The organism is Streptomyces sp. CB02400 (assembly GCF_001905725.1).
Classification (GTDB): Bacteria; Actinomycetota; Actinomycetes; order Streptomycetales; family Streptomycetaceae; genus Streptomyces; species Streptomyces atrovirens.
In genome coordinates this window covers 89,385-109,488 of sequence record NZ_LIWB01000002.1, presented here as the reverse complement: position 1 = coordinate 109,488, position 20,104 = coordinate 89,385, and the positions used below count along the sequence as shown (strand labels likewise).

General features: G+C 72.0%; 16 protein-coding genes and 1 tRNA gene. 2 read left to right on the top strand and 15 right to left on the bottom strand.

Annotated features, from left to right (window positions below):
* Positions 1 to 162 precede the first annotated feature (162 nt).
* The 5 genes from AMK33_RS05525 to AMK33_RS05505 all read right to left on the bottom strand — a co-directional run bounded on the left by AMK33_RS05525 (position 163) and on the right by AMK33_RS05505 (position 5,057).
* Complete coding sequence (locus tag AMK33_RS05525) at positions 163 to 804, bottom strand: IclR family transcriptional regulator (protein WP_073931606.1); 642 nt, start codon at positions 802 to 804, stop codon at positions 163 to 165.
* A gap of 276 nt (positions 805 to 1,080) precedes the next feature.
* On the bottom strand, positions 1,081 to 2,874 hold the full coding sequence (locus tag AMK33_RS05520; protein WP_073931605.1) for a DEAD/DEAH box helicase: 1,794 nt from the start codon (positions 2,872 to 2,874) through the stop codon (positions 1,081 to 1,083).
* Between the two features lie 124 nt (positions 2,875 to 2,998).
* Positions 2,999 to 3,367: a type II toxin-antitoxin system death-on-curing family toxin gene (locus AMK33_RS05515; protein ID WP_073931604.1), complete on the bottom strand. Its 369-nt coding sequence runs from the start codon at positions 3,365 to 3,367 to the stop codon at positions 2,999 to 3,001.
* Entirely contained in the window at positions 3,367 to 3,564 is a 198-nt protein-coding gene (locus AMK33_RS05510; RefSeq protein WP_073931603.1) for a hypothetical protein, read from the bottom strand. Before AMK33_RS05510 ends, AMK33_RS05515 begins: the two co-directional genes overlap by 1 nt.
* A 32-nt stretch (positions 3,565 to 3,596) precedes the next feature.
* Positions 3,597 to 5,057, bottom strand: a complete 1,461-nt coding sequence (locus AMK33_RS05505) for an MFS transporter (RefSeq protein ID WP_073931602.1) — start codon at positions 5,055 to 5,057, stop codon at positions 3,597 to 3,599.
* A gap of 219 nt (positions 5,058 to 5,276) precedes the next feature.
* On the opposite strand from AMK33_RS05505, the gene AMK33_RS05500 reads away from it, so the two are divergent.
* Positions 5,277 to 5,351 (top strand) — tRNA-Cys (locus AMK33_RS05500).
* Between the two features lie 153 nt (positions 5,352 to 5,504).
* Here AMK33_RS05500 and AMK33_RS05495 read toward each other — a convergent pair.
* From AMK33_RS05495 to AMK33_RS05450, 10 genes are all read right to left on the bottom strand, one after another.
* The gene (locus tag AMK33_RS05495; protein ID WP_073931601.1) at positions 5,505 to 6,668 is read right to left on the bottom strand and encodes an SUKH-4 family immunity protein; all 1,164 of its coding nucleotides are present in this window, start codon (positions 6,666 to 6,668) and stop codon (positions 5,505 to 5,507) included.
* Positions 6,669 to 6,897: 229 nt separating this feature from the next.
* Entirely contained in the window at positions 6,898 to 9,216 is a 2,319-nt protein-coding gene (locus tag AMK33_RS05490; protein ID WP_073931600.1) for a xanthine dehydrogenase family protein molybdopterin-binding subunit, read from the bottom strand.
* A complete protein-coding gene (locus AMK33_RS05485) occupies positions 9,213 to 11,330 on the bottom strand; it encodes a 2Fe-2S iron-sulfur cluster-binding protein (protein WP_073931599.1) in 2,118 nt (705 codons plus the stop codon). The genes AMK33_RS05490 and AMK33_RS05485 overlap by 4 nt, the downstream gene beginning before the upstream one ends.
* On the bottom strand, positions 11,327 to 12,220 hold the full coding sequence (locus AMK33_RS05480; protein ID WP_073931598.1) for an FAD binding domain-containing protein: 894 nt from the start codon (positions 12,218 to 12,220) through the stop codon (positions 11,327 to 11,329). Before AMK33_RS05480 ends, AMK33_RS05485 begins: the two co-directional genes overlap by 4 nt.
* 322 nt (positions 12,221 to 12,542) lie before the next feature.
* Positions 12,543 to 14,201 (bottom strand): beta-N-acetylhexosaminidase, encoded by a 1,659-nt coding sequence (locus AMK33_RS05475; protein WP_383617915.1) that lies wholly within the window; start codon positions 14,199 to 14,201, stop codon positions 12,543 to 12,545.
* Position 14,202: 1 nt separating this feature from the next.
* On the bottom strand, positions 14,203 to 15,048 hold the full coding sequence (locus tag AMK33_RS05470) for a carbohydrate ABC transporter permease (RefSeq protein WP_073932043.1): 846 nt from the start codon (positions 15,046 to 15,048) through the stop codon (positions 14,203 to 14,205).
* 29 nt (positions 15,049 to 15,077) lie between these two features.
* Positions 15,078 to 16,067: a carbohydrate ABC transporter permease gene (locus AMK33_RS05465; protein ID WP_073931597.1), complete on the bottom strand. Its 990-nt coding sequence runs from the start codon at positions 16,065 to 16,067 to the stop codon at positions 15,078 to 15,080.
* The gene (locus AMK33_RS05460) at positions 16,064 to 17,356 is read right to left on the bottom strand and encodes an extracellular solute-binding protein (protein WP_073931596.1); all 1,293 of its coding nucleotides are present in this window, start codon (positions 17,354 to 17,356) and stop codon (positions 16,064 to 16,066) included. Before AMK33_RS05460 ends, AMK33_RS05465 begins: the two co-directional genes overlap by 4 nt.
* 226 nt (positions 17,357 to 17,582) lie before the next feature.
* Positions 17,583 to 17,864, bottom strand: a complete 282-nt coding sequence (locus tag AMK33_RS05455; RefSeq protein WP_073931595.1) for a DUF3039 domain-containing protein — start codon at positions 17,862 to 17,864, stop codon at positions 17,583 to 17,585.
* Positions 17,865 to 17,894: 30 nt separating this feature from the next.
* Positions 17,895 to 18,467 carry a YqgE/AlgH family protein gene (locus tag AMK33_RS05450; protein ID WP_073931594.1) on the bottom strand — a complete coding sequence of 191 codons (573 nt, stop codon included), beginning with the start codon at positions 18,465 to 18,467 and terminating at the stop codon, positions 17,895 to 17,897.
* Positions 18,468 to 18,723: 256 nt separating this feature from the next.
* Here AMK33_RS05450 and murA point away from each other — a divergent pair, with 256 nt between their 5' ends.
* A complete protein-coding gene (gene murA / locus AMK33_RS05445; protein WP_073931593.1) occupies positions 18,724 to 20,070 on the top strand; it encodes a UDP-N-acetylglucosamine 1-carboxyvinyltransferase in 1,347 nt (448 codons plus the stop codon).
* The last annotated feature ends 34 nt before the right edge of the window (positions 20,071 to 20,104 follow it).

Here is a 20,104-nt window from a genome sequence, read left to right as displayed (position 1 = left end):
GGCACGACTGCCCGCGGGAGGGGCGGCGTCCCAGCCGCACGACTGACCGCGGGGTGGGCGGCACCCCAGCCACAAGACTGACCGCGGGAGGGGCGGCACCCCAGCCACAAGACTGACCGCGGGAGGGGCGGCACCCCAGCCGCACGACTGACCGCGGCTGTGTCAGCGCAGTGCCTCCGCCACCTCCCGGGCCGCGTCCATCACCCGCGTTCCGACCCGTTCCGGGACGACCTCCGCCAGCATCACCACGCCCACGCTGCCCTCGACCCCCGTCACCCCCAGCAGCGGCGCAGCCGCCCCGCACGCGCCCGCCTCCAGTTCCCCGTGCGTCAGCGTGTACCCCGGCTCGTCCGCCGCCCGCTGCCGGGCGGCGAGGATCGCCTTCCCCGCGGCCCCCCGGTCCAGCGGATGCCGGAAACCGGCCCGGTACGCCACGTGGTAGTCCGTCCACGACGGTTCCACCACGGCCACCGCCAACGCCTCCGCGCCGTCGACCAGCGTCAGGTGCGCGGTCGCGCCGATGTCCTCCGCCAGCGACCGCAGTGCCGGCATCGCCGCCTCCCGCACCAGCGGGTGCACCTGTCGGCCCAGCCTCAGCACACCCAGCCCGACCCGGGCCCGTCCGCCCAGATCACGGCGTACGAGAGCGTGCTGCTCCAGCGTGGCGAGCAACCGGTAGACAACAGTCCGGTTCACGCCCAGTTTGTGGGAAAGCTCGGTGACGGTCAGCCCATGGTCCGTATCGGCCAGCAGCTTGAGGACACGCAGTCCCCTGTCGAGCGTCTGAGAGGTCTCCGCGGTCACGACGCCCACTCCTTAGTGGTGAGGTCGGCGGCCCCCTCGCGGCAGATGCGTCACCGAGTCCCGTCGGTCACGCGCTTCAGAGGCCGCCGATCGGCCGGCGGCCCGGCCGTGATCCGGGCACAGTCGCTTCACGGCTGCGCTCCGCGGCGGCGCTGCCACGGGGCGTGTGCGTAGCGGGACAGTAGCGAGCCGGTTCGGTCAGCGGAAGGCTCCGTCCAGAATCCGGGCACTCTCACAGGGAAGTGGTTCCGTTTGTCCTCATACGTACACACGGTGTCACCGCATGCGCGTGGCCCACTCCTGCACCTTTTCGATCCGCTGGCGCAACTGTCCCGCCGTGGCCTCCGCCGAGGGCGGGCCGCCGCAGACCCGGCGCAGCTCGGTGTGGATCACGCCGTGCGGTTTGCCGCTCTGGTGGACGTACGCGCCGACGAGGTTGTTGAGCCGCTTGCGCAGCTCCATCATCTCCTTGTGGGAGACCACGGGCCGTCGCTCGGCGGGCAGTTCGAGCAGATCCGCCTCGGTGTCCGGCTTCTTGCGGCTGTGCGCGATCTGCCGGGCCTGCCGCTTCTGGAGCAGCAACTGCACCTGGTCGGGCTCCAGCAGTCCCGGGATGCCGAGGTAGTCCTGCTCCTCGTCGCTGCCGGGGTGGGCCTGCATGCCGAACTCGGCGCCGTTGTACATCACCCGGTCGAAGACGGCGTCGGACTCCAGCGCCTCGAAGGGCAGCATGTCCTGCTCGCCGGTGTCCTCGTCCTGCTCCCGGTTCGCCTCCTCCATCTCCTTCTCGGACTCGGCGTACGGGTCCTCCTCGCCCTCCTTCTTGGGCTTGTCGAGGACGTGGTCGCGCTCGCGCTCCATCTCGTTGGCGAAGCCGAGCAGGTCCGGGATGGTCGGCAGGAACACGGACGCGGTCTCGCCGCGCCGCCGGGACCGTACGAAACGGCCGACGGCCTGGGCGAAGAACAGCGGGGTGGAGATGGTGGTGGCGTACACGCCGACCGCGAGGCGCGGGACGTCGACGCCCTCGGACACCATGCGGACGGCGACCATCCAGCGGTCGGTGCCGCTGCTGAACGTGTCGATGTTCTTCGACGCGCCGGTGTCGTCGGACAGGACGACGGTGGCCTTGCTGCCGGTGATCTCGCGGATCAGCTTGGCGTACGCCCGCGCGGAGTCCTGGTCGGCGGCGATGACGAGGGCGCCGGCGTCCGGGATGGCCTTGCGGACCTCGGTGAGACGCTGGTCGGCGGCGCGCAGCACGGCCGGCATCCATTCGCCTCGCGGGTCCAGCGCGGTGCGCCAGGCCTGGCTGACGGCGTCCTTGGTCATGGGCTCGCCGAGGCGGGCGGCGATCTCGTCGCCGGCCTTGGTGCGCCAGCGCATGTTGCCGCTGTACGACATGAAGATGACGGGACGGACGACGTTGTCGGCGAGGGCGGAGCCGTACCCGTAGGTGTAGTCGGCGGACGAGCGCCGGATGCCGTCGTCGCCCTCCTCGTACGTCACGAAGGGGATGGGGTTGGTGTCGGAGCGGAACGGCGTACCGGTGAGCGCGAGCCGCCGCGTGGCCGGCTCGAACGCCTCCAGGCATGCCTCGCCCCAGGACTTGGAGTCACCGGCGTGGTGGATCTCGTCGAGGATGACGAGGGTCTTGCGCTGCTCGACGCGGTTGCGGTGCAGCATGGGGCGCACGCCGACACCGGCGTACGTCACGGCGACGCCGTCGTACTCCTTGCCGAGCGGGCCCGCGCTGTACTCCGGGTCGAGCTTGATGCCTATCCGCGCGGCGGCCTCGGCCCACTGCTTCTTCAGGTGCTCGGTGGGCGCGACGACGGTCACCTGCTGCACGACGTGGTGGTGCAGCAGCCAGGACGCCAGCGTCAGCGCGAACGTCGTCTTGCCGGCGCCGGGCGTGGCGACCGCCAGGAAGTCCCGGGGCTGCGTCTGGATGTACTTCTCCATCGCCCCCTGCTGCCAGGCGCGCAGCTTGCCGGCGGTACCCCAGGGGGCACGTCCGGGAAAGGCCGGGGACAGGTGGTGCGAGGCGGTGCCGGCGGTGGTAGTCACGATCTCCGAGGGGGTGGTTCGGGCGGCGCATCTGCGTATGACAACCGGGCCACCCTACCGATGGCCCGGAGCCGTCAACGCCGGTACGGGGCCGCACCACCCGAGGGTGGGACCGAGGTCACAGTCAGCGCGCGAAGCGCGGCAACTGGGATGCGACCTTGGGCACGTCCAACGCCCCCTGACAGACGTCCAGCACGAACCGCTCCGCCTCGTCCACGTCGAAATCCGGATCGAGCGGATGCCCGTTCATGTGGAGGAAGACCCAGGTCGCGTACCAGGCGAGGCGCTTGTTGCCGTCGACGAGGGCATAGTTGCGCGCGAGAGACTCCATCAAGGCCGCGGCCTTCTGCCACACGTCCGGGTACGCGTCCTGGCCGAACACGCTCGACTGCGGACGCGCCAGAGCCGAGTCCAGCAGCCCGTAGTCGCGCACCGCGTCCTCCCCGAGCCGCTTCGCGAGGTTCAGCAGCTCGGGCAAGGTGAGGTAGTGCATCAGGCGAGCCTCCGGTTCAGCTCTTCACTGGCCTTCAGCACGTGCTCGGCCGCCTCGTTGAACAGCCGCGAATGTTCGCTTATGGCCTTGATCACCGCATCGTGCGCGAAGGTCTGCATGCTGCGCCCTTCCGCAGCCGCACGCTCCCGCAGGGCATCGAGCTCTTCATCGGTAAACCGCAGGTTCAGTCCAGCCATGTCCCGACGGTACTACGTGGTACCGCTTGGTGTCATGTCGATTTCATCCGTACGCGAGTCGCCACCCAAGCCCCCGCCAGCGCCACCGCCGCCATCGGCAGGAACACCGCGACGAAGGCGGCCGGGTGGGAGCCGGTGGTCTCCGTGGCCGCGTGGCCGGCCGTGCCGCCGCCGAGGGCCGCGAAGGCGGCGCCTCCCGCGGCCAGCAGGAGGACGTTGGAGAGGCCGTCGGAGATCTGGAGGGCGGCGGAGTTGGTGCCGGCCTCCTCGGGGGCGGAGAGCTGGAGCAGCAGGACGCTGGTGGAGGAGATCACCAGGCCCATGCCGAAGCAGCCGAAGGCCCAGGCGACCGCGACCGTCCAGGCCGGTACGGCCTCGATCAGCACGCTGGGGGCCGCCGCGATCGCCGCCGCCACCAGCACCATGCCGAGGGCCATCAGGCGCTCCCGGTACGGCTCCAGGCGGGGCCGGGACTGGAACCAGGAGCCCAGCGCCCAGGTTCCGCCGCCCGCCGCGAGGGAGAAGCCGGCGAGGGTCGGGCTGAGGCCGCGCTGGGTGACCAGCATCAGCGGGACGAAGGACTCCGCCGCGATGAAGGAACCGGCGGCGACTCCGCGCAGGAGGACGACCGAGGGCAGTCCGCGCGCCGCGCGGTAGGTGCCGCGCGGGAGCAGGCCGAGCACGGCCGGGACCAGCAGGGCGACGCCCAGCGCACCCGGCGGCAGGGAGGCCCAGCGCAGGTCCTGGGCGGCGTACTGGAGCAGGCCCGCGCCGAGGGAGATCGCCAGGGCCAGGCGGATGCGGCGGCCGTCGAAGGAGGCGGGCCCGTCCGCGTCCCCGTTCACCGGGCCGGACGCCAGGCGCCGTATCTGCGGCAGCGCGAGCGCCAGCGGGAACACCACGAGCACCGGGATGCCGAGGAACACCCAGCGCCAGCCGATGTGCTCCGTCACCGCGCCGGAGGCCAGCGGACCGACGATCGACGGCACCACCCAGCTCGCCGCGAACGCCGCCATGATCGCCGGCCGCAGCCGCTCCGGGTAGGCCCGCCCGACGATGACGTACAGCGCGACGATCACCAGTCCGCCGCCGAGTCCCTGCACGGCCCGCCCCAGGATGAACAGCCACATCGCCCCGGCCGTCCCGGCGAGCAGCAGCCCGGCCGCGAAGGAGGCGATGCCCCAGGTCAGCGGCGCGAGCGGGCCCCGCCGGTCGGACCACTGGCCGGACAGCACCATGCCGAACAGGCTGGTCGTGAAGTACCCCGAGAACGCGAACGCGTACAGCGGCACCCCGTCCAGCTCCCGCGCCGCCACCGGCATTGCCGTGCCCACCGCCGTCGCCTCGAAGGCGATCAGCAGCACCACGGAGACGACACCGATGCTCAGCGCCCGGTAGGGGCTGCTCAGCACGGTCTCGTCGGGGACGGTGGGCGGTGAAGGGACGTCGGCGGGCTCGGTGACATCGGTGTCACGCGGGTTCGGGGCGGTCATGACCGTCAGAGTAAGGGCCACGGCACGGTTTGACCCCTGTCGGGGGTCGGGACCGGCACCGGGACCTTGGTCGTAGGACCGGAGCCGTCATTCATGAACGGCACATGGCAGTCGTATTGCGGCCCTCGGCATTTCCTTCCACGCTCCCTCCGGCCCGCCGTACGGTCGTCACACCGGTTCGGAACGGCGAGGCACCGCACGGCACCTCGCCCCCGACACGGCCGTGTGCCCGAGTGGCCCAGGGACTCGCCTGCAAAGCGAGGTACGCGGGTTCGATTCCCGCCACGGCCTCCACACGGGGCGGGGCGCTCTCTGCAGCGCCCCGCCTCATCAGCGCCCCAAAGGGGCGCGGGGCTGTGTCGATATGCGGCTCCGCCGCGTGGGCGCGACCGGCCACAACGGCGCCGCAGCCGACCAACGACCCAACAACCGCACCCCGGCGGAGCGCTACAGCACACCACCCGCCTCGTCCTGGAACAGCTCCGTCCAGTAGTGCCAGTCCGCGTCGGTGGTGGTGCCCGTCGGGTCGATGGAGGACAGGACCTGGATCATCGTCAGCGCCAGCTGGTCGTAGGTGTCGCTGGTCAGCGCGTGACCCGACGCCTCGTCGATGGCGTGCTCGCGGTGGAGCAGCCAGAGGGTGAAGGCGAGGGTGGAGATGTCCGTGTTCAGCGGGTAGAGGACACCTTCCGGTTCGCTCCAGTTGAGCACCGCGCCCGTGGTGCCGTCGACGACCAGGCTGTTGTCCTCGATCAGGTACCCCAGGCGTATCAGGTGCTCGGCGCGGGCGGGGAGGCGGGCGTCGGGGAGTTCGCGTTCGTCGGTGTAGTACTCCGCGAGCGTGCGCAGCGGCAGGTCGGTGTCCAGCTGGAAGAGGAAGCCGTCCTCCGGCAGGCCCGTCTCGCGCAGGAAGCGGCGGGTCGGCTCGTGCGTGAGCGTCGCGGGGAAGTCGACCTCCTCGAAGCGGACCACTCCGCCCCGGCCGAACTCCTCGTCCAGCAGGCGGAGGGGGAGGTCCAGGGCGAGGCCCGAGGCCGTGCCGGGGCCCGCCACCAGGGCCAGCGGCCTGATCAGCGCGGCCATCTTCCAGAACGGCGCCGGCTCGCCGTCCGTGCCCTCCTCGAAGACCGCCAGGAGCTGCCGGGAGGCCTCCGCGACCGCCTTGGTGCCGTACCGGCCCGCGTAGGCGGCGAACTGGCCGCGCAGTCCCGCCAGTTCGTCCGTCGCCGCCGCGAACCGCACCAGCGTCGGCAGGGACGGGGCGAGCGGGCGGCGGTCCATCAGGTCGGGGCGGTCGTGGAAGAAGAACGTCGTGGACACCTCGCCGGTCGCCCCGTCGAGCAGCACCGACTCCGTCTCCAGATCGACCGGGCCCAGCAGTCCGCCGATGACCAGCTGGTCCCGCAGCTCCGCGGAGAGCCGGTCGCCGGGGCCGCCCACCGTGCGCGGGCCGCCGGGCCGCGCCAGCTCCGCGAAGCCGAACAGGCCGCTGTCGGCGGGCAGTCCGGGGCCGGCCAGCCAGTCGCGCGTGGACGCGTGCGTGATGAAGGGATCGAGGCCGGCGCCGGTGAGTGTGATCGCCGTCGCGACAACGGTGTCGGTCGTGCTCATGATTCCCCCGCGATACGTGTGCTCGGTCCCGGGCCCGCGAACGTCCCGCCCCGGGCAGGACGGCCCTGACCCTTCCGGACCCGTCAGCCGTCCCCCACTGCTCGGAACACTACGCGGCACCACTGACAACGCCCCGGACCGAGGGCGGCGAACGCAACGCCCCCATCACACAAGACGCCTGAGCAACCGTTTGCGTTGCCTCCCCCGCGAGAATCGCCCGGAACGGCGCTCAGCCCCCGTCCGTCACCACCGCGGCCTGCGGCCGGATCGGCAGCCGGTTCACCGGGCGACCCGTGGCGGCCCGTACGGCGGAGGCGATCGCCGCCGGCGAGGTCACCACCGGCACCGCGCTGACCGCCTTCGCGCCGAACGGCGCGACCACGTCCCGCTCCTCGACCAGCTTCACGATGTGGATGTCCGGCGCGTCCAGCGCCGTCGGGAGGGCGTACCCGGTCAGGTCGGGGTGGCGGACCAGCCCGCGCGGCGTGCGCAGGTTCTCGGTGAGCGCGGCGCCCAGGCCCTGGGTCACGCCCGCCTCGATCCGGGCGGCAAGCTGCGCCGGGTTCAGCACCCGGCCCACGTCCTGGGCGACCGCCAGCTCCACGACCCGTACCGAGCCGAGTTCGATGTCGACGTCGACCACCGCGCGGATCGCGCAGAAGGCCATGCCGACGAAGGCGTCGCCCTGGCCGGAGGCGTCCAGCGGCTCCGTCGGGTGCGGACGGCACTGGGCGGTGGCCCACAGCTCCTTGCCGTCCATCGCCTCGGTGACGGTCGTGGACAGCACACCGTCGTACGAGGTGATCTTGCCGTCGGTGATCTGGAGCAGCTCGGTGGACATGCCGAACTTGTGCGCGAGGGGCTGGAGGAGCTGGGTGCGGACCATCTTCGCCGCGCGCTCCACCGCGCCGCCCGACACCCACGTGTGCCGTCCCCGGCAGCCGGGTCCTGCCGGGGGCTGGTCGGTGTCGACGGGCACCACGTGCACCTCGTCGATGCCGAGGGTCTCCTGGACGATCTGCCGGGCCAGCGTCGAGAAGCCCTGGCCGCTCTCCACGGCCGCGCACAGCACCGTCGCCACGCCGCCCTGGACCCGCACGGTGGCCGTGGACACCTCGTCCGTGCCCTCCGCGCCGAGCATGTGCACCATGCCGAGGCCGTAGCCCACGCCCCGGCGCACCGCGCCCGGCTCGCCCGCGCCCTCGGGGCCGCCGGGCAGCAGCCACTCGTCCTCGGGGGTGTCCTTGGGCAGCGGCGGCAGCGGGAAGTCCCGTACCGCCTCCAGGAGTTCCGCGACCGGGGCCGGGCAGGTCACCGCCTGGCCGGTGGGCAGCACGTCGCCGGTGGCCATCACGTTGCGCAGGCGCAGTTCCGCCGGGTCGACGCCGAGCTTCTTGGCCAGCTTGTCCATCTGCGCCTCGTAGGCGGCGCACACCTGCATGGCGCCCTCGCCGCGCACATGGCCGGAGGGCGGGTTGTTGGTGCGTACGGCCCAGCCCTCGATGAAGGCGTTGGGCACGACGTACGGGCCGCAGGCGAAGGCGACGGCGGCGGCCAGGGCCTCGGAGGAGGTGTCGGCGTAGGCGCCCGCGTCGAGCAGGATCTGCGCCTCGACCTTCACCAGTCTGCCCTCGGCGTCGGCGTGGTGGCGGTAGCGCAGCAGCGTGGGGTGGCGGTGGGTGTGGCCGAGGAAGGACTCCTCGCGCGTGGCGGCGAGTTTCACCGGGAAGCCGGTCTTCAGCGCCAGCAGGCCGAGCGGGAGCTGGAAGCCGCGGTCCTCGCGGTCGGCGGTGGCGCCGGGCACCCCGGTGACGACGACCTTCACCCGATCGGGTGCCAGGCCGAACGCGGCGGCGGCGGTGTCCCGGTCGCCGTGCGGGTCGGTGGAGGCCAGGTACAGCTCGACGCCGCCGTCCGGGCGGGGCACGGCGAGACCGGCCTCGGCGCCGATGGGGGCGGGGTCCTGGCGGCCGATGCGGTACAGGCCCTCGACGACGACGTCGCCGGCCGCGTCGGGATCGCCGTGGCGCAGCGGGATGTGCCGGATCAGGTTGCCGTCGGGGTGCAGCGGTTCGGCCTCGAACGCCCGCTCGGGGTCGGTCACCGGGTCGAGCACCTCGTACTCGACGATGACGGCGGCGGCGGCCATCCGCGCGGTGTCGGGGTGGTCGGCGGCGACGGCGGCGATGGGCTCGCCGTGGTGGCGTACGACCTCGGAGGCGAAGACCGGGCGGTCGGCCGTGCCGCGGCCGTGCAGCGGGTCGCCGGGGACGTCCTCGTGCGTGACCACCGCGCGGACGCCGGGCATCTCACGCGCGTGGGTGGTGTCGATGGACACGATGCGCGCGTGCGGGTGCGGCGAGCGCAGCACGGCCGCCCACAGCAGGCCCTCGGCCCACAGGTCGGCGGCGTACGGGAAGGTGCCCTCGGTCTTGGCGCGGGCGTCGGCGGCGGGGAGGGAGACGCCGAGTCCGTGCGGGAGCGGTTCCGGCTCGGGGGCGGCCTCCGCGGCCCGTACGGCCTGCGCGGTGGCTGCTTCGTCGGTCACGCCTGGCCTCCGTCCTCGCCGTACGGCTGGTCATGGGGCTGCTCATCGGGTCCGGGGGTGCCGAACGCGGCGGGGTTGACGCCGCCGGCGCCGGGGCCCGCCTGGTGCGGGATGCGGGGCGGTTCCGCCTCGCCGTCGGAGTCGTCCCCGTCGGACGAGGCGTACGCCTCGCGCTCGGCGACGACCTCCTTGACGGCGTTCACCACGCCCCGGTAGCCGGAGCAGCGGCAGAGGTTGCCGCACAGGGCCTGGCGGGTCTCCAGCTCGGTGGGCGCCGGGTTGCCCTCCAGGAGGTCGTGCACGGTCATCGCCATGCCCGGCACGCAGAAGCCGCACTGCACGGCGCCGCACCGCGCGAGCGCCCGCTGCACGTCCGAGGGCCGGCCGTCCTGCGCCAGACCCTCGACGGTACGGACCTCGCTGCCGGCCGCGGTGACGGCCGGGACCAGGCAGGACGCCACGAGCCGTCCGTCGACCTGCACGTTGCAGGCCCCGCACTCGCCCTGGGAGCAGCCGTCCTTGGCCCCGGCGAGACCGAGCCGCTCGCGCAGCACGTAGAGCAGCGACTCGCCGATCCAGGCGTCGGTGACGGGCCGGTCGGTGCCGTTGACGCGGAGCACGTAGGAGGCGAGGGGGTGGTCGTCGTGCGGTGCGACCGGCTCGCCCTGGTCGTCCGGAGCGTCCGGGGTGTCCGAAGCGCCGGGTGCCGTGTCGGTGTCCGGGGACTCGGCGTCGGCGGATCCTGTCGCCGGTTCCGCGTCCGGAGCGGGCTCGGCGGGGGTCGCGGAGGGCTCCGACGGGCCCTCGGCGGCCTCGGGAGCCCCGTGGGCGTCCTCGACGGCCTCGTCGGCCCCGGAAGCGGGCGCCGGGGCGTCCTGGCCGCCGGGGTGCGGGTGCTCCCGGAGTCCGGCCGAGGCGCCCTCGGCGGCCTCCGCCTCGGACTGCCACTGCGGCTCCGCGTACCCCTCGGCGGCGAACGGCTGAGGAACACCGGCGTGCCCGGAGCGCCCGGAGTGCCCGGACGGCTGCTGGAATCCGGGGTCGTCGCCCCGAACGGGCTCGCCGTGGAACTCCGGGGCGTGAGCGGGCATGCCGGGGGACTCCGGCGCGGCACCCGCTTCGGGCTGCCCCGGCGCGTGCTCGGGACCGGCGTCCGGCTGCCCCGGCGCGTGGTCGCCGGTCGGCTGTACGGGCGTGCCCTGGGCCGGTGTCCCGCCGTACACGTCCTGGGTCGCGGGGCCCGCTCCTGGCTGCCCCGGCGCGTGCTCGCCGGTCGGCTGTACGGGCGTGCCCTGGGCCGGTGTCCCGCCGTACAGGTCCTGGGTCGCGGGGGCCTCGTCCCGGTTGCCGGGGTCGGCGTACGGGAGTGGTCCGGCGGCGGGCAGAGGCTGTCCGCCGTACGTGACCGCGCCGGGCTGCTGCTGGGGGGCGGGGCCGTCGGTGTGGGGCCGGGGACCGGGTTCCTGCCGGTCCCGCGCGGGTGCGTGTTCGGCGCCCCGCGGCTCCTGGTCCTCGTCCTGCGGGACGCCGGGCACGCCGGGTCCCCACGGGCGGCCGATGGCCTCCGTGGGCGCCCAGGGGGCGGGGGCGCCGCCCGGCAGGGTGGCCGGCGGGGTGCCGCCCCACTGCTCGACCAGGGCGGACGTGGTGAACTCGCCCGACTCGTCCGGCAGGTCGCCGTCGGCCACGGGGATCGACCACTGGCCGGTGACGTCGTGTCCCGGCGCCGGGTTCTCCGCGGCCTGCTCCTCGAAGGTCCACTGCCCGGTCGCGCCGGGGTTGTACGTGAACCGGTCCCCAGGTGCCGCGCCCGCCCCGGGAGCCTGCGGGTCGTGCCACTGGGCGCCGTCGACGGGCGCGCCGGGCACTCCCCAGGAGCCGGTGGCGGCCGGGTCGGTGCCCGCGGCGGCCGCCGGGTCGACCGTGAACTGCGGCGGCACATAGCCGTGGCCGGGCGCGGCGAGCGGACTCTCCATGGCGTCCAGCAGGGCGTCGATGCCGCCCTCGGGGAGGTTCACGAAGGCCGTGGCGCCGTCGTCGTAGTCGCCCTGGGGCAGCGGGTCCCAGCGGCTGCCGCCCGGGGGCGTGCCCTGTCCGTGCTGGTCGTCGGTCACGACAGCGCCCTCCCCAGTGCTCGTCGGGCCAGCGCGGCGACGGTGCGCCGCAGGTGCAGTACCGCGGGCGGAAGCGGCGGGACGGTGCCGTCCTCGCCGGGGGCGGCGTCGGGGATGCAGGCCGCGGCGACGTACTCCCCGAACGCGTTCAGTGCCTCGGGCACGATCGCGCGGTTGTTGTCCCAGTCGATGAGCTGCGCGACCCACTGCTCGGCCTGCAGGGGCCGCAGCGGCATCGGAGCTATGGCGCCCACCGCGCAGCGCACCCCGCGGCGGGCCGGGTCGAGCACCAGGGCGACGGAGGCGACCGCGCGGCCGGGGCCGGTGCGGCCGGTCGCCTTCAGGAAGACCTGGGGGGCGTGCAGCAGCGGCACGCGCACGTAGCCGATGAGTTCGCCGGGGCGCAGCAGGTCCATCCCGGCCAGCAGGTGCGACACCGGGAGTTCGCGGCGGGCTCCACCCGGGCCCGCGATGATCAGCGTCGCCTCCAGCGCGGCCAGCACCGGCAGCGCGTCCCCGGTGGGGGCGGCGGAGGCGATGTTGCCGCCCAGGGTGCCCGCGTTGCGGATGTGCGGCGGTCCGGCCGCACGCGCGGAGGCGGCGAGCGCCGGGATGAGGGCGGCGAAGTCGGGGCGGCCCATGCGCGCGTGGGTGAGACCGGCGCCGAGCAGCGCGTGTCCGTCCAGGTACTGCCAGCCGCGGATCTCGCTGATCTTGCCGAGGCCGACCAGCGCGGCGGGCCTGAGCTGCCCGGAGTTGACGGCGGCCATCAGGTCGGTGCCGCCCGCGACGGGCACGGCGGCGGGCATCGCCGTGAGGGCCGCCACGGCCTCGTCGAGTGTCGTGGGCAGCGTCACGGCCTGCGCCGCCTGCGGTGCGTGCGTGCTCAAGTCCGGCTGCCCCTTCCCGCTGCCCCACCTGGTCCCACCTGTGCTGCCGTACGGTACGGCCTGACAGGGCGGACGTGGCAACTCTGGCACATCTTGGCAGGTGCCGAGGACGGGGGTCCGCTAGGAGGCATTCGCCCACCTCACCCCGGACGTGGTCGCTTTCGCCCCACATCACCGATGCGCCCAGGATCGGCACTCTTCGGTGACTTCTGCACCCATTTCGCATGACCTGTTCGACACGGGCCGAACGGGTGCGCACATCCCGTTCCGGGTTCCCGGCGCGGGGCGGACCGCCCCGCGCCGGGAACCCGGAACGGGCGGGCTACTGGTGCGGCGGCGGGCCGTCGATCGGGCGCCCCAGGATGCCCGGACGCCGCTGCCAGGGCAGCGGTCCGGTGGGCGGCCGGTAGGCGACCCCGAGGGCGTCCAGGCGCCGGTAGTGGGCGGTCATCCGCCGTTCGAAACCGGCGAAGTCCCGGTCGGCGGGGGCGGGCAGATCGCTCCAGGCAACCTCGGAGAGCGCGGCGAGCCGGGGGAACGTCTGGTAGTCGACCCGCCCCTGGTCCTCCATCACCTCGGTCCACACGTTGGCCTGGGTGCCGAGCACCCGCGCGGCCTCCTCGCCCGTCAGCTCCGACGGCACGGGCTCGAACCGGTAGACGTCCTCCAGGGTGCGCACGTACCCGATCGGCACCGGCTCGTCGGGGCCCGCGTCCTGACGGTAGTCCAGGTACACGTACTGCTGGGGGCACATGACCACGTCGTGCCCCGCGCGGGCGGCGGCGACCCCGCCGGAGTAGCCGCGCCAGGACGACACCGCGGCACCGGGGGCCAGGCCGCCCTCCAGGATCTCGTCCCAGCCGATCAGCCGCCGCCCCCGCGCGGCGAGCCACTTGTCGAAGTGGCCGATGAACCAGGACTGGAGCGCGTCCTCGTCCGGCAGTCCGAGGTTGCCGATCTGTTTCTGCGCGGCGTCCGACTCGCGCCACTGGTCCTTGAGGCATTCGTCGCCGCCGATGTGCACGAACGGCGAGAAGGGGCCGGCGTCCGCGGGGAACAGTTCCAGGACTTCCTCGAGCACCCCTTCGTAGAACCGCAGGGTGTTGTCAGTGGGGGCGAGTACGTTCGGATTGATCCCCCAGGTGTCCCAGACGGTCAGGGAGGCGGTGTCGACGACATCGGAGTTGCCGAGTTCCGGATACGCGGCGATGGCGGCCTGCGAGTGGCCGGGTACGTCGATTTCCGGGACGACGCTGATATGCCGCTCGGCGGCGTAGGCGACGATCTCGCGGATGTCGTCCCGGGTGTAGTGCCCGCCGTACGGCCTGTCGTCCCACAGCGGTGACGCGCGGTGTCCGATTTTCGTCCGGGCCCGCCAGGAGCCGATCTCGGTGAGCTTCGGATACCGCTGGATCTCGATGCGCCAGCCCTGGTCGTCCGTCAGGTGGAAGTGGAGGACGTTGAGTTTGTGCGCCGCCATCAGATCGAGATAGCGCAGCACGCCTTCCTTGGGCATGAAGTGCCGGGCCACGTCGAGCATGAGTCCGCGCCAGCGGAAGCGGGGCCTGTCCTGGATCTCGGCTTCCGGCAGCTCCCAGGCGGCGCGCCCGAGGCGCGCCCGCCGGAACGCGTCGGGGCCGAGCAGTTGCCGGAGCGTCTGCGCGCCGGCAAAGGCACCGGCCGGGTCACCGCCCACGATCAGCGCGCGGTCGTCACGGATGGTGATGCGATAGGCCTCGGGCGGGAGGTGGTGGTCGTGCCGCAGCTCGATCGCGTTCTCCGCGGCCCGCCCGGACGGGCCGGGTTCGCCCTCCCGCAGCGGCAGGCCGGTGGCCGCCTGCAAGGTCGTGCGCAGCCAGCGTTCGGCACTGCCCACGCCCGGCCCCGCCGTCAGCGTCGTGTCCTCGTCGAGGACGAAGACCCGCTCACCCCACGTGCTCACGCTCAGCGGTGCGGGAATCAGTTCCGTCAGTGAAGTCACATCAGTCCTTTACCGCGCCGCCCAGTCCGGAGACCAGACGTCGCTGTACGAGTACGAAGAAGACCAGTACCGGAATCGTCATCACCGTGGACGCCGCCATGACCCCGCCCCAGTCCGGCTCGTCGGGTTTGTAGAAGACCAGCAGCGCCATCGGCAGGGTCGACTGCGAGATGTCGCTGATGATGAAGGACTTGGCGAACAGGAAGTCGTTCCAGGTGGAGATGAACGAGAACACGCTGGTGGCCACCAGGCCCGGCAGGACGAGCGGGAAAAGGATCTGCCAGAGAAAGCGGGCGCGGCTCGCCCCGTCGATGTAGGCGGCCTCCTCCAGCGCCTCCGGAACGGCCTTCACGAACCCCCGCAGCATCCAGATCGCGAAGGGCAGGGAGAACGCGATGTGCGGCAGGATCAGCGACCACAGCGTGTTCAACTGTCCGAAGTCCCGCATGACGAAGAACAACGGGATGGTCAGCGCCTCCACGGGCACCATCTGGGCCACCAGAAACATGATCAGCAAGGTGGTCCGCAGCCGGAACCGGAATCGCGTCACGGCGGTCGCGGCGAGAAAGGCGATCAGTGCGGAGGCGATCACCACGGCGACCGCGACGACGACGCTGTTGAGGAAGTACCGGCCGAATTCCTGCTGCCCGAACACCCGCCGGAACGAGTCCAGCGTGGGCGCGAGCGTCCAGGGCCGCGGCTCGGTCGACTCGATCTCCCCGGCCGGTTTGAAGGCGCTCAGCACCATCCAGTACAGCGGGAAGGCCACCACGGCGGCGATCAGCAGCGCCGCAGACTCGGCCGCCAGCCGCCCCGGACGCCGTACGAACCGGCGCACAGGATTCACCCGGGGTTTCCCGTCCCGGCTCACAAGGCTCACAGTTCCTCCCCCTGGCGGCGCAGCAGTCGCAGGTACACCAGCGTCACGGCGAGCAGGATCAGCAGCATCACGACGCCGATCGCCGCACCGAGGCTGTACTGCGAGGACGCGAACGCCTGCTGGTAGGCGTAGACGTTCAGGACCAGGTTCTGGCCGGCGATGCCCCCGCCGTTCGTCATGACGTAGATCTGGGTGAAGACCTTGAAGTCCCAGATGACCGACTGGATGGTGACGACGACCAGGATCGGCCGGAGCATCGGCGCGAGCACCGAGCGCCAGATCCGCCACTGCGAGGCCCCGTCCAGGGAGGCGGCCTCCAGCACCTCGGACGGTACGGCGCGGATCCCGGCGTAGACCGTCACCATCACGAACGGGAAGGAGCACCAGACCACTTCGAGCAGGACGAGGAAGAAGGCGCTGAACCGCCCGTACGTCCACGAGTGGTCGCCGAGCCCCAGCACCCGGTTGACCGGCCCGAAGTCGGCGTCGAAGAGGAACAGCCAGACCGTGGACCCGGTGATCGCCGGGGTCGCCCACGCGCCGAGCGCGGCCAGCATCAACGCCAGCCGCGGCACGGCCCGCACCCGCGTCAGCAGCACCGCGAGCGCACACCCCACGGCCAGCGTGCACACCACACAGGCCGCCGCGAACACCACGGTGGCCAGCAGCACCTGCCAGAACTGCTCGTCCCGGAAGAGCTCGGCATAGTTCCCGAACCCCTCGAAGGTGGTCGGCTCACCCCCACTGACCTGCGCTTGGGTGTAGTGGAAGAGCGAGATCAACCCGAGCTGATAGATGGGATAGGCGAGCAGCCCCCCGAGGACGACAAGAGCAGGCGCGAGGTACAGCCAAGGTGTACTGGAACGCCGCTGAAAGGGGTGCGGGGCCGTATTGAATGTGCGGCTACCGCCGCGTGGGCGCGAGAAACCACGAGCCACCCGCACCCGCCGACGCTCCAGTGCCCCCGAGCTCTCAGGCCCTGTCATCCGGCGGAGCCAAACGCCTCGTTCATCTTCTTCGCCGCGTCCGCCGAGGCCACAGCCACGCTCTTCTTACCGGAGACGACCTCCTGGAACATCGTCGGCAACACCAACGACGAGTCGATCCGCGCCCACGCCGCCGAAGCCGGCACGAACTTCGTGTCGGCCGCCAGCGTCTCGACGAACGGCTTCACGAAGGCCTCCTTCGCGGCCACCTGCTCCCGCACGTCGGAGAAGGTCGGCAGGAACCCCATGCCCTCGAAGAGCGCGCCCTGCGCCTCCTTCGAAGCGAGCCGCTTCATCAGATCGACGGCGAGGGTCCGGTGCGACGTGGACTTCAGCACGCCGAGGTTGTTCCCGCCGGCGAACGCGGGGGCGATGGACCCGGCCTCGACGCCCGGCAGCGGCACGACGGCGTACTTGCCCTTGACCTTCCCGGCCTCCACGGCCGCGTGGCTGAAGTCGCCGCCGATCGCCATGGCCGCCTTGCCCGAGGCGAAGGCGGTCACCGTGTCGTTGCCGCCCATCCCGGCGCACTTGGCGGCCGGGCAGTTGTCGTCACCGAAGAGGGAGGTGTACGCCTCGATGCCCTTGCGGGAGGCGGCGCTGTCGATGGCGGAGGCGTACGAGCCTCCCTTGCCGGTGGCGAGTTCGCCGCCGTGGGCCCAGATGAAGGGCATCGCGCCGTAGGTGTAGGCGCCGCCGACCGCGATGCCGTACATCTCGGGCCTGGCGGTGTGGATCTCCTTCGCGGTGGAGATCAGTTCGGCCTGGGTCTTCGGGACGTCGAGGCCGAGTTCGTCGAAGACGTCGGTGCGGTAGTAGAGCGCGCGGACGCCGACGAAGTACGGGGCTCCGTAGACCTTGCCGTCGACGGTGACCGACTGTCTGGCGGTCGGGTCGGTGTCCTTGGCCTCGTCCCAGGCCCCGAACTCCTCGGTGATGTCGGCGAGTCCGCCGTCCTTCACGTAGCCGGCGGTGTCGGTGTTGCCGTACTCGATGAGGTCGGGAGCGGACTTCGGGTCGTTGAAGGCGGCCTTGATGCGCTGGGCGCGGGTCTCGACGGGGATGTACTCGACGGTGACGTCGGTGTCCTCGTGCGCCTTCTCGAACGCGGCGAGGACGGAGTCGACGACCTGCTCCTTGGGCTTGTTGTTGACCTCCTGGAAGAGCCAGACGCGGAGGGTGCCGGTCTTCTCGTCCTTGTCGGAGGAGGAGTTGCCGGAGGTCTGGGGCGCGCAGGCGGCGGTGGCGAGGACGGCCGCGACGGCGACCAGGCGGGCGGACAGCTTCATGGAGTTGCTCCTCCGAGCACGTTGCAACATACGCAATGGCGGTTTCGCTGTGCACAACACACCGGAGGCTAGGTACTGGGTGAACCGCGCCACAAGAGGTCTCAACCACTCTGTGACCGGCGGACGCACCCTGCGCAACGCGCGGACAGCACAAAGGCCCCCAGGGCACGCAAAGCGCACCCCGGGGGCCTGTGAGGATCGGACCGACGAAAGGGGAGGGGACGGACTACTTGTCGCCCTTGCCCTTGTCGTCGCCGCCGGCGCCCATGGACTCGTAGATCTCCTTGCACATGGGACACACCGGGTACTTCTTCGGGTCGCGGCCGGGCACCCACACCTTGCCGCACAGCGCCACGACGGGGGTCCCGTCGAGGGCGCTCGCCATGATCTTGTCCTTCTGGACGTAGTGGGCGAAGCGCTCGTGGTCACCGTCGCCGTGGGAGGTCTGCGGCGTCGGCTCGACGAGGGTCCCCGTACCAGTCCCGCGCTCGGGCTCAAGAGTGCTCATAACTGCCAAGGGTACTGAAGCCCGCACGCATCAGTTGAGCGAAGGGTCGTCCGGATACGTGGCCACCATCGCCAGCTCGTTGCGCTGGCGGCGCAGCACCTCGCGCCAGAGCCGCTCCGGGGACGGGGAGGAGACGTCTCCGGGCTCCGACTCCACGACGTACCAGGCTCCGTCCACCAGCTCGTCCTCGAGCTGGCCGGGGCCCCAGCCGGCGTATCCGGCGAAGATGCGCAGCGAGCCGAGGACGGAGGCGAGCAGCTCCGGCGGGGCCTCCAGATCGACCAGCCCGATCGCGCCGTGCACCCGGCGCCAGCCCAGCGGCGCGGCCTCCCCGGCCGTACCGCCGGGGACGACGGCGACCCCGAGGGCCGAGTCCAGCGACACCGGACCGCCCTGGAAGACGACACCCGGTTCGCCGGCCAGGTCCGCCCAGCCCTCCAGGATGTCGCCCACGTCCACCGGCGTCGGGCGGTTGAGGACGACGCCGAGGGAGCCCTCCTCGTCGTGGTCGAGGAGGAGCACCACCGCGCGGTCGAAGTTCGGGTCCGCCAGGGCGGGAGTGGCCACGAGCAGCCGCCCTGTGAGCGAGGACACCTCGGTCATGCCAGACATGATCCCGCATCTCGCTCCCGCGTGGGGAGGCAACGGGGGTACGGGAGTGAATGCAGCTCAGGGCGGACTGGAGCATGCCCGGCGCACGACGGGGGCGGTGACCCCATGTGCCCGGTGACGAACCCTTCGTGTTGTGACAGACCCATGACGTTCCAGGGCCCTCCTCGGGCTTACGGAAGGGGGGTCGAGGGCGATTACCCTTTCCTTTCTGGCCCCTGCCCCACTCTCCCCACGGAACGCGAGATTCATGACCGTCAACGACGTCGATGACGTACTGCTTGTCCACGGCGGGACCCCGCTGGAGGGCGAGATCCGTGTCCGCGGTGCGAAGAACCTCGTACCGAAGGCCATGGTCGCCGCGCTGCTGGGCAGCGCACCGAGCCGTCTGGGCAACGTCCCTGACATCCGTGACGTCCGGGTCGTACGGGGTCTGCTGCAGCTGCACGGCGTGACGGTCCGTCCGGGCGAGGAGCCCGGCGAACTGGTGCTCGACCCCACGCACGTGGAGAGCGCCAACGTCGCTGACATCGATGCCCACGCCGGGTCCTCGCGGATCCCGATCCTGTTCTGCGGCCCGCTGCTGCACCGGCTCGGGCACGCGTTCATCCCGGGCCTTGGCGGCTGCGACATCGGCGGCCGGCCCATCGACTTCCACTTCGACGTGCTGCGGCAGTTCGGCGCGACGATCGAGAAGCGGGCGGACGGCCAGTACCTGGAGGCCCCGCAGCGGCTGCGCGGCACCAAGATCCGGCTGCCCTACCCCTCGGTCGGCGCGACCGAGCAGGTGCTGCTCACGGCGGTCCTCGCGGAGGGCGTCACCGTGCTGTCCAACGCGGCGGTGGAGCCGGAGATCGAGGACCTGATCTGCGTCCTGCAGAAGATGGGCGCCATCATCGCGATGGACACCGACCGGACGATCCGCATCACCGGTGTGGACAAGCTCGGCGGCTACACCCACCGCGCCCTGCCCGACCGCCTGGAGGCCGCCTCCTGGGCGTCCGCGGCGCTGGCGACCGAGGGCAACATCTACGTCCGCGGCGCCCAGCAGCGCTCGATGATGACGTTCCTGAACACCTTCCGGAAGGTCGGCGGCGCCTTCGAGATCGACGACGAGGGCATCCGCTTCTGGCACCCCGGCGGGCAGTTGAAGTCCATCGCGCTGGAGACGGACGTGCACCCGGGCTTCCAGACGGACTGGCAGCAGCCGCTGGTGGTCGCGCTGACCCAGGCGACGGGCCTGTCCATCGTCCACGAGACGGTCTACGAGTCCCGGCTGGGCTTCACCTCCGCGCTCAACCAGATGGGCGCGCACATCCAGCTCTACCGCGAGTGCCTGGGCGGCTCCGACTGCCGCTTCGGCCAGCGCAACTTCCTCCACTCGGCGGTCGTGTCGGGCCCGACGAAGCTCCAGGGCGCGGATCTGGTCATCCCCGACCTGCGCGGCGGCTTCTCCTACCTCATCGCCGCCCTCGCCGCCCAGGGCACCTCCCGCGTCCACGGCATCGGCCTGATCAACCGCGGCTACGAGAACTTCATGGAAAAACTCGTGGAACTGGGTGCGAAGGTGGAACTCCCGGGCAAGGCCCTGGGATAGCACAAGCCGTCACACGAACGCCGATGGGGCGGTC